The 13,700-nt window shown below is 68.0% G+C and carries 14 protein-coding genes; 9 read left to right on the top strand and 5 right to left on the bottom strand.

Going from position 1 to position 13,700, the window contains the following annotated elements; all coding sequences use genetic code 11:
- Position 1 precedes the first annotated feature (1 nt).
- The 5 genes from AB0M15_RS23065 (at position 2) to AB0M15_RS23085 (ending at position 5,766) form a co-directional block, all read left to right on the top strand.
- Positions 2-868, top strand: coding sequence for an amino acid ABC transporter permease (locus tag AB0M15_RS23065; protein WP_363822589.1), 867 nt, complete (start codon positions 2-4; stop codon positions 866-868).
- 2 nt (positions 869-870) lie between these two features.
- Complete coding sequence (locus AB0M15_RS23070) at positions 871-1,623, top strand: amino acid ABC transporter ATP-binding protein (protein WP_363823825.1); 753 nt, start codon at positions 871-873, stop codon at positions 1,621-1,623.
- A 1-nt stretch (position 1,624) separates the two neighbouring features.
- Positions 1,625-2,572, top strand: coding sequence for an agmatinase (gene speB / locus AB0M15_RS23075; protein WP_363822591.1), 948 nt, complete (start codon positions 1,625-1,627; stop codon positions 2,570-2,572).
- A complete protein-coding gene (locus AB0M15_RS23080; RefSeq protein WP_363822594.1) occupies positions 2,565-4,205 on the top strand; it encodes a thiamine pyrophosphate-binding protein in 1,641 nt (546 codons plus the stop codon). The genes speB and AB0M15_RS23080 overlap by 8 nt, the downstream gene beginning before the upstream one ends.
- A gap of 145 nt (positions 4,206-4,350) precedes the next feature.
- A complete protein-coding gene (locus tag AB0M15_RS23085; protein WP_363822597.1) occupies positions 4,351-5,766 on the top strand; it encodes an aminobutyraldehyde dehydrogenase in 1,416 nt (471 codons plus the stop codon).
- Between the two features lie 66 nt (positions 5,767-5,832).
- On the opposite strand, the gene AB0M15_RS23090 is transcribed toward AB0M15_RS23085, so the two are convergent.
- The 4 genes from AB0M15_RS23090 to AB0M15_RS23105 form a co-directional block, all read right to left on the bottom strand.
- On the bottom strand, positions 5,833-6,084 hold the full coding sequence (locus tag AB0M15_RS23090) for an RNA-binding protein (RefSeq protein WP_328335296.1): 252 nt from the start codon (positions 6,082-6,084) through the stop codon (positions 5,833-5,835).
- A gap of 5 nt (positions 6,085-6,089) precedes the next feature.
- Complete coding sequence (rpsP, locus tag AB0M15_RS23095) at positions 6,090-6,599, bottom strand: 30S ribosomal protein S16 (protein ID WP_363822600.1); 510 nt, start codon at positions 6,597-6,599, stop codon at positions 6,090-6,092.
- A 213-nt stretch (positions 6,600-6,812) separates the two neighbouring features.
- Positions 6,813-8,156, bottom strand: coding sequence for a 6-phospho-beta-glucosidase (locus AB0M15_RS23100; protein WP_363822606.1), 1,344 nt, complete (start codon positions 8,154-8,156; stop codon positions 6,813-6,815).
- Positions 8,153-8,905 (bottom strand): DeoR/GlpR family DNA-binding transcription regulator, encoded by a 753-nt coding sequence (locus tag AB0M15_RS23105; protein ID WP_363822609.1) that lies wholly within the window; start codon positions 8,903-8,905, stop codon positions 8,153-8,155. The genes AB0M15_RS23100 and AB0M15_RS23105 overlap by 4 nt, the downstream gene beginning before the upstream one ends.
- A gap of 125 nt (positions 8,906-9,030) precedes the next feature.
- Here AB0M15_RS23105 and AB0M15_RS23110 point away from each other — a divergent pair, with 125 nt between their 5' ends.
- Genes AB0M15_RS23110 through AB0M15_RS23125 form a run of 4 tightly spaced genes read left to right on the top strand, consistent with a single transcriptional unit; the run spans position 9,031 to position 13,055 of the window.
- Complete coding sequence (locus tag AB0M15_RS23110) at positions 9,031-10,008, top strand: PfkB family carbohydrate kinase (RefSeq protein WP_363822612.1); 978 nt, start codon at positions 9,031-9,033, stop codon at positions 10,006-10,008.
- 4 nt (positions 10,009-10,012) lie between these two features.
- Positions 10,013-11,299 (top strand): extracellular solute-binding protein, encoded by a 1,287-nt coding sequence (locus AB0M15_RS23115; protein WP_363822614.1) that lies wholly within the window; start codon positions 10,013-10,015, stop codon positions 11,297-11,299.
- Positions 11,296-12,228 carry a sugar ABC transporter permease gene (locus AB0M15_RS23120; protein ID WP_363822617.1) on the top strand — a complete coding sequence of 311 codons (933 nt, stop codon included), beginning with the start codon at positions 11,296-11,298 and terminating at the stop codon, positions 12,226-12,228. The genes AB0M15_RS23115 and AB0M15_RS23120 overlap by 4 nt, the downstream gene beginning before the upstream one ends.
- Positions 12,229-12,257: 29 nt before the next feature.
- Complete coding sequence (locus tag AB0M15_RS23125) at positions 12,258-13,055, top strand: carbohydrate ABC transporter permease (RefSeq protein WP_363823826.1); 798 nt, start codon at positions 12,258-12,260, stop codon at positions 13,053-13,055.
- Here AB0M15_RS23125 and AB0M15_RS23130 read toward each other — a convergent pair.
- A complete protein-coding gene (locus tag AB0M15_RS23130; protein ID WP_363822619.1) occupies positions 13,042-13,692 on the bottom strand; it encodes a maleylpyruvate isomerase family mycothiol-dependent enzyme in 651 nt (216 codons plus the stop codon). The genes AB0M15_RS23125 and AB0M15_RS23130 overlap by 14 nt on opposite strands.
- Positions 13,693-13,700: the final 8 nt, after the last annotated feature.

The following is a 13,700-nucleotide window of genomic DNA, read 5'->3' on the forward strand; positions in this document are numbered from 1 at the left end:
GATGAGCACCGCCGACGAGCCGATCGTCCGGCTGCGGCATCCCGGCCGCTGGGTGGCCGCCGCGGTGATCGCGTTCCTGCTGGCCGTGTTCGTGCACTTCGTCGCCACCGCGCCGAAGCTGCGGCTCGACCTCGTCGGCGGCTACCTGTTCGAGAAGTCGATCATGCTCGGCCTGCTCAAGACGCTCCAGCTGACCATCATCGCGATGCTGGTCGGCGTCGTCCTCGGCACCCTGCTGGCCGTGATGCGCCTGTCCGAGAACCCGGTACTACGCGCCGTCGCCGGCGGCTACGTCTGGCTCTTCCGCGGTACGCCGATCCTCGTCCAGCTACTGTTCTGGTTCTTCCTCGGCACCGTCCTCCCCCAGATCAGCATCGGACTCCCGTTCGGCGGACCCGACCTGGTCAGCTGGCCGACCAACACGGTGATCACCCAGTTCACCGCCGCCATCCTCGGACTCGGGCTGAACGAAGCGGCGTACATGGCCGAGATCGTCCGTGCCGGGATCGGCTCGGTCGACCAAGGGCAACGCGAAGCGGCCGAGGCGCTCAGCATGAATCCGTGGATCACCTATCGCCGCGTGATCCTGCCGCAGGCGGCCCGGCTGATCGTGCCGCCGACGGCGAACCAGACGATCTCGATGCTGAAGCTCACCTCGCTGGTACTGGTGATCGGGCTGCCCGAACTCACCACCACCGCCCAGCTGATCTACGGCCGCAACTTCCAGCAGATCCCGCTGCTGATCGTCGCGAGCATCTGGTACCTCGTCCTCACCACGATCCTGACCGTCGCGCAGAACCGGCTCGAGCGCCGGATGAGTCGCGGCGTGCTCGCCAACACCCGGCGCCAGAAGGCAGGAGCCCGCTGATGATGGTCCAGGCGATCAACGTGCGGAAATCCTTCGGCGCCACCGAAGTACTGAAAGGCATCGACCTCACCGTCGAGGCCGGCGAGGTGATCTCGCTGCTGGGGCCGTCCGGCTCGGGCAAGAGCACCTTCCTGCGCTGTATCAACCACTTGGAACGGCTCGACGGCGGCGAGATCAGCGTGAACGGCGAGCTGGTCGGCTATCGGCGGCACGGCGGTCGCAAGTACGAACTGCGACCGCGCGAGACGGCCGCGGCCAGACGCCACGTCGGGATGGTCTTCCAGCGCTTCAATCTGTTCCCGCACCGGACCGCGGTGGAGAACGTGATGGAGGCGCCGGTCTTCGTCAAGCGCGAGACCAAGGCGGCCGCACGGGCCCAGGCTCTTGGCCTGCTCGACCGGGTAGGCCTGGCTGACAAGGCAGCGGCGTACCCGGCGCAGTTGTCCGGTGGTCAGCAGCAGCGGGTCGCGATCGCCCGCGCACTGGCGATGAAGCCGACGCTGATGCTGTTCGACGAGCCGACCTCCGCGCTCGATCCCGAGCTGGTCGGCGAGGTGCTCGAGGTGATGAAAGGCCTGGCGACCGAGGGGATGACGATGATCGTGGTCACCCACGAGATCGGCTTCGCCCGGGAGGTCTGCCACCGGGTGGTCTTCATGGACGGCGGCGTCGTCGTCGAGGCCGGCCCACCCGCCGAGGTGCTCAGCAACCCCCGCCATGCCCGGACCCAGTCCTTCCTCTCGAAAGTGTTGTGAGATGACAAACTTCCAAGGCCCGGTCGACGCGACCAAGGTCCCCCGGTACGGCGGTCCCGCGACGTTCGCGCGGTTGCCGCGGATCGACGAGGTGTCGCAGGCCGATGTCGCGGTGATCGGGGTGCCGTTCGACTCGGGTGTCAGCTATCGACCGGGGGCGCGCTTCGGGCCGGGGCATATTCGTGCGTCGTCCAAGTTGTTGCGGCCTTACAACCCGGCGCAGGACATCGAGCCGTTCGCGCTGCAGCAGGTCGCCGATGCGGGTGACATCGCTTGCAATCCGTTCGACATCGCCGAGGCGGTCCAGCAGATCGACTTGGGCGTTCGTGAGGTCCTCAGCGCTGGTGCGAAGCCGCTGACGATCGGCGGCGATCACACCATTGCGCTGCCTTTGCTGCGGGTGATGCACGAGGCGCATGGGCCGATTGCGGTGGTGCACTTCGATGCGCATCTGGACACCTGGGACACGTACTTCGGTGCGCCGATCACGCACGGTACGCCGTTCCGCCGGGCGTCCGAGGAGGGGCTGATCGACCAGACCGGGTCGCTGCACGTGGGGATCCGGGGATCGTTGTACTCCCGTGAGGATCTGACCGACGACCAGGTACTCGGCTTCCAGGTGATCGGCGCGCACCAGTTCGACGACCATGGCTGGCGGGGCGCGGTCGAGCGGATCAAGGCGCGGGTCGGCGATCGGCCGACGTATGTGTCGCTGGACATCGACGTACTCGATCCCGCTTTCGCGCCGGGCACAGGGACGCCCGAGGCCGGCGGTCTGACGAGTCGGGAGTTGTTGCAGATGCTGCGTGCGTTCGCGGACTTGAACTTGGTGGGCGCGGACATCGTGGAGGTTGCTCCGGCGTACGACCACGCCGAGGTCACCGGCATCGCTGCCGCCCATGCGGCGTACGAGCTGATCAGCGCGATGGCGCCCCGGACCGATGGCTGAGGTCGTCACGGGCGGGGCGGCCGTCATCGACAGCTTGGTTGCCAACGGCGTACGGCATGTCTTCGGGATTCCCGGGACGCACAATCTGGAGCTCTACCGATATCTGCCTGCGTCCGGGATCCGGCACATCGTCACGCGGCACGAGCAAGGCGCCGGGTACGCCGCCGACGGCTACGCGCGCGTGACCGGCGGACCGGGCGTGCTGATCACCACGTCCGGTCCGGGCATCACCAACGCGATCACCGCGCTCGCGACGTCGTACGCCGATTCGGTGCCGACGCTCGCGATCTCCCCCGGCCCGCCGCGTGGCACGGTCGGCAAGGACGTTGGCTGGCTCCACGAGCTGAAGAACCAGCAGGGCGCACTCGACGCGGTCTGCGATCGCAGCATCCGGGTGGAGAGCGCGGACGAACTCCCCGAGACGATCGCCGACATCTTCGCCGGCTTCCGCACCCGCCGTCCCCGCCCGGTCCACCTCGAGATCCCGGTCGACGTCCTCGAAGGCGAGTGGGTACGCCGGACCGCCACGCCCCCGCCTGCCGCCCTACCCGCCGACCTCGACTCAGTTGCCATAGGCAACCTCATCACCGCACTCGGCCAGGCGACCCGGCCCCTGCTGATCGCCGGCGGCGGCGCCCGGGGTGCCGGCGAGGAGATCCGCGCGCTTGCTGCTCGCGGCGTACCGGTCCTGACAACGGTGAACGGCAAAGGCATCCTCGACGAGACCGATCCTCTGTCGCTAGGCGCATCGATCCGGCTTGCCGCAGCTCACCAGGCGGTCGCCGAAGCGGACCTGGTGATAGCCGTCGGCACCGAACTCGGCGACTCAGACCTCTGGGGCGGCGTCCTCGAGTCGGCTCAAGTGATCCGGATCGACCTCGATCCCGGTCAGCTCCACAAAAACCTGCGCGCTGACCTGGCCATCACCGGCGACGCCCAACAGATACTCCACGCAGTCGTCACCAACAGCCACTTCACCGCGGAGCGGGAGCGGGAGACGGCGGCAGCCGGTCGGCCGGAGGCCGAAGCAGCCGGGGCGGCCGAGCACGTGGTGGGGTGGCGGCGGGCGATTGTGGCTGAGGCTGCCAAGGATGCTGGGGCTTGGGCGGAGGTTCAGCGGGTGTTGGCTGGGGTGTTGCCGGCGGACGCTGTGGTTGCTGGGGATAGTTCGCAGGTTACGTACTACGGGACTGTGCACTACTGGCCGTTTACGCCGGCGAACAGGCTGCTGTATCCGACTGGGTACGCGACGCTCGGGTATGGGTTGCCGGCGGCGATCGGGGCGAAGATTGCGGCGCCGGAGCGGGCGGTGGTCGGGTTGTTCGGGGATGGCGCGGCGATGTTCACCATCCAGGAGCTGGTGACCGCGACTGAGCTCAAGCTCGCGCTGCCGATCGTCGTCGCGGACAACGGTGGGTACGCGGAGATCCGCGAGCAGATGGTCGATCGCGGGATCGCACCCCAAGCGGTCGACCTGTACCAACCAGATCTGCCCGCCCTCGCCCGCGCCATCGGTGCGTACGGCGTCGAAGCCACCATCGAAACCCTCGGCGCCCTCACCGCCGAAGCACTCACCGCCGACCGCCCAACCCTCATCCTCCTCCCCATCCCCACCCGTGACCACACCGCCTGATCACACCAGGAGCACGTCCCGCTCGACAGGAGGTAGTGCTGATATCGGACCCGGGCACCGCCTCCGTGAGCGTGGCGATCGGCTGCCCGGGCGACTACCTCCTGTCCAGCGGGACAGGGCCAACCCACCTCACCGGGAGCATGGTTTGACAACACTGACCAATGTCATCGGCGGCAAGGCTGCTGCTGCGGCCGAGTCGATGGAGTTCATCGATCCAGCCACAGCCCAGCCGATCGGCGAGGCGCCCCGGTCGCGGGGTGTGGAGGTGGATGCGGCTGTCGGAGCGGCAGCTGAGGCGTTCGCGAGTTGGCGGCGGACTACCCCGGCCCAGCGGCAGCAGGCGATTCTTGCGTTGGCTGAGCTGGTCGAGGACAACGCCGAGGAGCTGATCGAGTGCGAGGTGCGCAACACCGGCAAACCTCGGGCGGCGACGCGGGAGCTGGAGCTGATTCCCTGCGTCGACCAGCTCCGGTTCTTCGCAGGGGCCGCGAGGGTGCTCACCGGGATCGCGCAGGCGGAGTACGAAGCCGGTTTCACGTCGTCCGTACGCCGTGAGCCGGTCGGCGTGATCGCGCAGATCACCCCCTGGAACTACCCGCTGATGATGGCCATCTGGAAGATCGCTCCCGCACTCGCAGCCGGCAACACCGTCGTACTGAAGCCGGCCGACACGACCCCGTGGAGCACAGTCAGGCTGGCCGAGTTGGCGCAGGAGGTGCTGCCGCCGGGTGTGCTCAACGTGGTCTGCGGCGACCGCGACACCGGCCGGTTGCTGGTGACGCACAAGCGGCCGGACATGGTCGCCATCACCGGAAGCACCCGCGCAGGCGCCGAGGTGATGGCTGCGGCCGCGCCGACGCTGAAGAATGTCCACTTGGAGCTAGGCGGCAAGGCGCCGGCGCTGGTGTTCGCCGACACGGATCTGCGCAAGACGGCGGAGGAGATCGCGTTCACCGGCTTCTTCAACGCCGGGCAGGACTGCACCGCGGCGACCCGGGTCCTGGTCGAGCAGTCGGCGTACGACGAGTTCCTGACCGAGCTCGCGACCGCCGCCCGCGCCAGCCGGGCCGGAGCCCCCGACGACCCCGACATCACGTTCGGCCCGCTCAACAGCGCGGACCAGAAGAACCGGGTCGAGGAGTTCCTGACCGGGCTGCCGGACCATACCGAGGTCGTTGCCGGTGGCACCGGACGCGGGCCGGGCTACTTCCTCGACGCGACCGTGATCGCGGGAGCGAGGAAGGACGACGATGTGGTGCAGCGCGAGATCTTCGGACCGGTACTGACCGTGCAGCCGTTCGCCGACGAGGCCGAGGCGATCGAGCTCGCCAACGGGGTCGACCTGGCACTGGCATCGAGCGTCTGGACCACCGACCACGGCCGCGCGACCCGGCTGGCGGCCGAACTGGACTTCGGCACGGTCTGGATCAACTGCCACCAACTGCTGCCGGCCGAGTTGCCGCACGGCGGCTTCAAGCAATCCGGCACCGGCAAGGACCTCTCGGTCTTCGGCCTCGAGGACTACACCCGCCTCAAGCATGTGATGAGTGCTTGGTCCTGAAACTGTCCTGAAACGACGGAAAGGCCGCGCCCCCGAGGGGGTGCGGCCTTTCCGGTGGACCTGAGATCAGCGGCGCGGGCGCCGGTTGAACTCGTCGACGAAGTCGATCCGGACCGACTGCTCGGAGCTGAGCGCCCCGACCACGGTGCGGATCGCGGTCGCCGTCCGGCCGTTGCGGCCGATCACCTTGCCGATGTCGTCGGGGTGCACGTGCACCTCGAGAGTGCGTCCACGCCGCAGGTTGCGCGACCGGACGCTGACCTCGTCAGGGTTGTCCACGATGCCTCGGACCAGGTGCTCGAGCGCCTCGGTCTCCATCATCGTCAGGCCTTGGCGTCGTCGGCCGGCGCGTCGGCGGCAGCGGCGTCGGCAGCCGGAGCAGCCTCTTCCACCTTGGCCTCGACGGCGTCGTCCTTCTTCTCAGCCTTGTCAGCCTTCGGCTCCGCCTTCTTGGCGGTGGCCTTCTTGGTGACGGCCTCGGTCTTCAGCGTGCCGTGCGCCTCGGCGAGGGCCTCGTTGAAGATCTCCTGCTTGTCGCGCTTCGGCTCCTTGACCCGCAGCGGCGGCGGGGCGTCCAGGCCCTTGAACTTCTGCCAGTCACCGCTGGCCTTGAAGATCGCCTCGACGGCCTCGGTCGCCTGCGCGCCGACGCCCAGCCAGTACTGCGCCCGGTCCGACTCGACGTGGATGAACGACGGCTCGGCCTTCGGGTTGTACTTGCCGATCTCCTCGATGGCGCGGCCGTCACGCTTGGTGCGGGCGTCCATCACGACGATGCGGTAGTGCGGCGCACGCTTCTTGCCGATGCGCTTCAAACGGATCTTGACTGCCACGTTTGTGGTGTCTCCCTCGGGATTCATGTCTTGGTTGAGCGGCACACCGGCGTCGTGGGGACAACGGGTGACCACTCGGATGGGCCGCACCGGGACGTGGAGTTAGAGGGCTGCACGTGATCCGGACGGACTCAGCCCATCATTCTGCCAGATCAACCGCCCCGCCACCAATCCGCCCCGGACGCGAAACGCCCGGGCGCGGGGTACGGGCGCTCAGGCGCGGAACGCGGCCAGCGACGGGAGCTGGTCGACGTAGCCGTCGAGGAGCTGGTGGGCCGCCGTGACCGAGTCGATCAGCGGGTGCCAGGCCAGCGCCCGGATCGCCGCCGCCCGCGACCCCGAGGCCGCCGCCTCGATCGTCGACCGCTCGACCGCCTTCACCGCGCAGACCAAGCCGGCCTGGTGGTCGGTGAACTGCGAGACCGCCACCGGCCGGGCACCGTTGGCGTCGACCGTACAGGGGATCTCCACGACCGCATCCGCGTCGAGATGGTGCAGCGTGCCGCGATTCCGCACGTTCAGGATCAGCGACGCCCGCTCGTTGTGCGCGATCGCCCGCATCAGCGACAGCGCGACCTGCTCGTACCCACCCGCGGACATGTCCCGCTCGTCGCGCTCCCCCGCGTCGGCGATCTCACGGCTCTCCACCATGTACGTCGATTCGCGCTCGGCCCGCGTCTTCTGCCACAGCTCCAGCGCGTTCGAGGGCTGCCGCGCCGTCTCCGCATAGAACCGCGACTGCTGCTCCAGCAGGAACGTCCCCCGCGTCTGCTCGACCGCCTGTACCGCGGCCAGCGTCTCGCGAGCGAAGTAGTAATAGTGCAGGTACTCGTTGGGGATCGACCCCAGCGACCGCAACCACTCGACCCCGAAGAGCCGTCCCTCCTCGAAGTCCCCCAGCGCAGCCGGGTCAGCCAGCAACGCAGGCAGATGATCAACCCCGCCCGACTCCAGCCCACGCAGCCACCCAAGATGGTTCAGCCCCGCGTAGTCGTAGAAGACCGCCGACGGGTCCAGCCCCAAAGACAGCGCAGCCCGGCGCCCGAGCCCGGACGGCGAGTCGCAGATCCCGATCACGCGATCACCCAGGTACGGGATCATCGCCTCGGTCACCATCCCGGCCGGGTTGGTGAAGTTGATGACCCAGGCCTCCGGCGCCAGCGCCGCGATCCGCTGCGCGATGGCAGTCGCGACCGGCAACGTCCTCAGCGCATAGGCGATTCCGCCGGCACCGACGGTCTCCTGACCCAGTACGCCGAGATCGAGCGCGACCCGCTCGTCGATCGTGCGCCCTTCGAGCCCGCCGACCCGGATCGCCGAGAAGATGAAGTCGGCGCCGCGCAGCGCCTCGTCGAGATCGGTCGTCTCCGTCACCGCCGGCGCATCGGAGTACGGCGCGGCCTGCTGGCGAAGTACCGAACCGATCGACGCCAACCGCGACTTGTCGGTGTCATAGAGCACGACCGACGTGATCCGCCCGTCGCCCCGATCCCCCAGCAACGCCTGATAGACGAGCGGAACCCGGAACCCGCCGCCCCCGAGAATGGTCAGTCTCACGCGAGAACCACCTCAACCCCAGCTTCCGTCAGTTGAGCCCGGGTCGCCTGGTCGGCGGCGGGCTCGGTCACCAGCATGGAAAGTTCGGTCGGCTCGCACACCTTGGCGACGCCGTGGCCGGGGAACTTGGTCGCGTCGGCCAGCAGCACCACCTTGTCGGCGGCCTTGATCATCGCCCGCTTCACCGGTACTTCGATCATCGTGCTGTCCATCACCCGGCCGTCCGGCCGCACCCCGCTCGTGCCGAGGAAGAGCCAGTCGACGTGGATCTGGCGCAGCGACTCCTCGGTCAGGTAGCCGACCAGCGAGCGGTAGCTGCGCCGGACGAAGCCGCCCAGGATGATCAGCTCGATCTGCTCGTCGTTCTGCAGCTCCTCCAGGACCGCGAGGTTGCTCGTCACCACGGTCAGCGAGCGCCCGTGCAACTGCTGGGCGACGCGCAGGGCCGTCGTACCGATGTCGAGCAGCAGTGATTGCCCATCCGTCACCAGCGCGGCTGCGCGGCGGGCGATCCGGTCCTTCTCGGTGGCGTGCACCGCACGGACCTCGTCGAAGGGTTCGTCACCGCCGTCGACGGCGAGCGCGCCGCCGTACACCCGGGTCAGCCGGCCCTGCTCGTGCAACTGCTCGAGGTCGCGCCGGATCGTCGCCTCGCTGACCCCGAGCTGGGCGGCCAGCACCTTCACGCCCCCGGCCCCATCGGCCCGAAGCGCACGGACGATCTGATCCTGCCGCTGCTGTGGCAACACACGGAGACGGTATCACGCAAACTCCGTCATAGTCGCGCATCAATTTGCAGGGGTATTGCGTAGTTTGCTCAAAAGATCCACACTGGCTGCACGAATTTGAGCGACCCTGCAGGAGTGTGCTGCCAATGAGTGAGCTCGACGTGGTGGTGTCGGGCCTGGTCTTCCACGATCTGGTGCTCGGCCTGCCCTCCGCGCCGCGCCCCGGGACCGAGGTCTGGGCGGACGACTCCGCCGAGAGCCCGGGCGGGATCGCCAACTTCGCGGTCGCGCTGGCCCGGCTCGGGCTGCGCACCGGACTGGCCGCGACCTTCGGCGCCGACGATCTCGGCGACCGGCTCTGGGACCGGCTGACGCAGGGCGAAGGCATCGATCTGACTCTCTCCCGCAAGCTCGACGGCTGGCAGACCCCCCTCACGGTGGCCCTTGCCTACGACAACGACCGGGCACTGGTCACCAGGGGTACCCCTCCCCCACTGTCGGCCGACGAGCTGCTCACCACGCCGCCGGCCGCCAGGGCCGTCGCCGCTCACATCGGTCCCTGGCCGAACGAGTGGCTCGCCAAGGCCCGGGCGGCCGGCAGCGTGGTCTTCGCCGACGTCGGCTGGGATCCCACCGAGCAGTGGGATCCGGCCGTCCTCGACCAGCTGGAGCACTGCGACGTGTTCCTGCCGAACGCCGGCGAGGCGATGAGCTACACCCGCACGAGTACGCCGGACGAGGCGCTCGAGCGGCTGGCCGGGAAGGTCCCGCTGATCGTCATCTCCGATGGCGCGAACGGAGCACTCGCGCTCGACGCGGGCTCCGGCGAGCGGGTCGCAGTACCGGCCGTACAGGTCTCGGCGGCGGACACCACCGGGGCGGGTGATGTGTTCGCCGCCGGGTTCATCGCAGCAACGCTGTGGGAGCTCCCACTCGCCGACCGCGTGCGGTTCGCGGCACTCACAGCAGCCATCTCGGTGACCCGGCTGGGCGGTGCCGACGCGGCGCCGACCTGGGCCGACCTGGCCGACTGGCATCAGCAGCACCCAGCAGACCAATCCCTTGCGGCGCTGATCAGCGCACACTCCGGAAGCGCACCGCTGCGCGACCAGTCAGGAAGGTAGAACCATGGAGCTCTCACGTCGGACGGTGCTCGCCGGAGGCTTCGCCGCCATGCTCGGCAGCACAGTCGTCGGCTGTTCGTCGAGCATGGACACGGGATCGACGAAGAAGAACGCCACCGGCAACATCGCACTGTGGTGCTGGCCGGGCGGCCTGGGCAAGTCGGTGCTGGACGACACGATCGCGCACTTCCCCGACCAGCACATCAAGTACTCCGAGGTCGGCGGCGACTTCAAGCAGAAGCTGCTCACCACCTTCAACGGCGGTACGTCGATCCCCGACATCACCGGCGTCAAGGGTGAGGACATCGCCTCGCTGCTGCCGCAGGCCAACCGGTTCGTCGACCTCAAGACGATCGGCGCCGACTCGTTCCTGGGCGACTACCTGGAGTGGAAGGTCAAGCAGGCCACCACGCTGGACGGCAAGGTGATCGGCATCCCGATCGACATCGGCCCGACCGCGCTGTTCTACCGCGAGGACATCTTCACCGCCGGCGGACTGCCCGGCGACCCGGCCAAGGTGGCCGAGCAGCTGAAGACCTGGGACGACTTCATCGCCGCCGGTGTCGAGCTGAAGAAGTCGAACCCGAAGGCGTTCATCGTCGCCGACGCCACCGACATGTACGGCACGATCGTCAACCAGGGCACGGCGCGCTACATCGACAAGGACAACAAGTTCATCGGCGACCAGGACCACATCCGCAAGGCCTGGGACACCGCGGTCAAGGCGATCACCCAGAAGGTCGACGGCCGGACGCTCGGCGGTTCGCCGGACTGGAACGCCGGTCTCGACCAGGGCACGGTGCCGACCGTGACCGGCGCGGCCTGGGTCGCGCTGGACATCAAGGCCGCCTGCAAGACGAGCGTCGGCAAGTGGCGGGTCGCGCCGACGCCGAGCGGCCCGGCGAACTTCGGCGGGTCGTTCCTCACCATCACCAAGAGCGCGGCGGATCCGGCCGCCGCGCTCGAGGTGATCAAGTACATGCTCAGCCCCGACAACGAGGCCAAGGCGTTCGCCGACGCGCAGATCTTCCCGTCCGCGCCGGCCGCCTACGACAAGCCGCAGCTCAAGGCGGCGGACCCGTTCTTCGGCGGCCAGGTGCCGATCGAGGTCTTCGGGCCGGCGGCCAAGGCGATCCCGATCGCCTACGAGGCCCCGCTGGACAGCGCGGTCGCCGCACCGTTCACCGATGCCGTCAAGCTCGTCCAGGCCGGCAAGAAGACGTCGGACGCGGCTTGGGCGGAGGCTGTCTCGAAGGCGAAGCAGATCGGCAAGCGTCAGGGCGTGCAGTGACACTGACCGCGACCGCCCCCAGCAGACCCGCCGGTACGACGAAGCCGCCGCGCCGGCGCAGCGTACGGTCGTACTGGCGGTTCTATCTGGCGCTGTCGCCGTTCTACGTGATCTTCCTCGTCTTCGGGCTGTACCCGGTGGCGTCGACGATCCTGCTCGCGTTCCAGAAGTGGGACGGGCTCGGGCCGCGGACGATGGTCGGCTTCCAGAACTTCCAGTTCCTGGCCGAGGACAGCACGTTCTGGCTGTCGCTGTGGAACACGGTCGTGCTGTTCGTGATGTCGACCGTGCCGACGCTGGTGATCGCGATGGCGCTCGCGGTGATGCTGCACTCGGCGGTCCGGTTCAAGGGCGTGTACCGGATCGCGTACTTCATCCCCAACATCACCTCGCTGGTGGCGGCGGCGATCTTCTTCGGCGCCGTCTTCAGCACCAACTTCGGCCTGATCAACTCCGTGCTGCGCTCGCTCGGGCTGCCCACCGAGGACTGGCTCAGACAGCCGTGGGGGATCAAGATCGCGATCTCCACGATGATCGTGTGGCAGTGGGCCGGGTACAACACGATCATCTACCTGGCCGGGCTGCAGGCGATCCCGACCGAGCAGTACGAGGCGGCGAAGGTCGACGGCGCCGGGCCGTTCCGGACGTTCTTCTTGATCACGCTGCCGCAGTTGCGGCCGGTGGTGCTGTTCACCGTGATCATGTCGACGATCGGCGGGTTGCAGACCTTCACGGAACCCCAGGTGATGGTCGGCAACAACGGTGGTACCGGACAGAGCGGCATGACGGTGGTCATGTACTTCTACAACCAGGCGTTCTTCAACAACGACTACGGGTACGCCGGGGCGATCGCGCTGAGCATCTTCATGCTGGTGCTGCTCTTCACGGCGATCAACTGGAAGCTGCTCGGCGGAAGGGGACGCCAGTGAAGTCGCGGATCAGATGGCCTGGGCTGGTCATGCACGTGGTGCTGGCGCTGGCCGGGCTGCTGTGCCTGTTCCCGTTCTACTGGACGCTGGTGATGGCGACCAACACGACGTCGGACATCTACCGGTACCCGCCCAAGTTCACCTTCGGGTCGCAGCTCGACGACAACATCCACGAAGTACTGCAGAACGTGGCCTTCTTCTCGTCGATGGCGAACACGCTGGCGGTCGCGGTCTCGACGACGCTGCTGGTGCTGTTCTTCGACTCGCTGGCGGCGTTCACGTTCGCGAAGTTCCGGTTCCCGGGGCGGAACGCGTTGTTCGTGATCCTGCTGGCGACGATGCTGCTGCCGGCCCAGCTCGGGGCGGTGCCGCAGTTCCAGACGATGGCGGCGTTCGGGTGGGTCGGGTCGTTGAAGGCGCTGATCATTCCGGCGTCGGCGAACGCGTTCGGGATCTTCTGGCTGCGGCAGTACTTCCAGAACTCGATCCACGACGAGCTGGTGGAAGCGGCGACGCTGGACGGGTGCAGCTTCTTCGGGATCTACCGGAACGTGGCGCTGCCGTCGGCGCGGCCGGCGTTGGCGTTCCTCGGGATCTTCACGTTCGTGGCGTCGTGGAACGACTACTTCTGGCCGTTGATCGTGCTGACGAATCCGGATCATCTGACCCTGCAGGTGGCGTTGTCGTCGCTGAACCGGAGTCATGGCGTCGACTTCAGCATGGTGATGACGGGCGCGCTGATGGCGATGGTGCCGCTGATCATCGTCTTCGTGATCTTCGCCCGGCAGTTCATCAAGGGCGCGACCGAGGGCGCTATCCGGGGTTGAGCCTTGCGGCGAGCTGGTCGGCGCCTTCGCCGGTCAGCTCGTCGCGGGACGTCTTCCTGCCGTTGAGGATTCGCAGTACGGCCTCGCCTTCGGCATGTACTTCGGGGCCTTGCCCGTACGACCAGTTGTAGCCGTCGGCAATCAGCCGTACGCCGGTGAGCCGCTTCCGCGCGCTGCCGCCGACCGAGATGGTCATCGGCCATTTCGCTTGGACTCCGAAGGTGGCGACCGGCTCGAAGGCCGCGGGCGGTACCTCTCGGGAGCTGTTGAGCGGTCGCCGCATGTCGATCGCGTGGATCACCGCGTCGACCAGACCGGCGATGAGCGGTACGCCGGCCGGCTTGGCGCCGGAGTCGGCGTTGGCGCGGAGTTGGCTGAGGATCTCGGCGGGGCCGCGGCGGGCGTACTGCTTGGCGATGTCGGCGCTCGCTTTGTTGATCCGGAATCCCGACTTCGCCAGCGGGACCATCATCGCGGCTGGCCCCATCACCGGAGCCCAGGCGATGTGCGCGGCAACCTCTTGAACGGTCCATTCACCGCACAACGACGGCGTCGCCCACTCGGCCGGGCCGAGGGTGTCGAGGAACTCGATCAGCGCCAGGCGTTCGGTCCTGATCAGCTGGGGCAGGTCGCTCATGGAGGGAG

Source organism: Kribbella sp. NPDC051718 (genome assembly GCF_040681515.1).
Taxonomy (GTDB): domain Bacteria; phylum Actinomycetota; class Actinomycetes; order Propionibacteriales; family Kribbellaceae; genus Kribbella.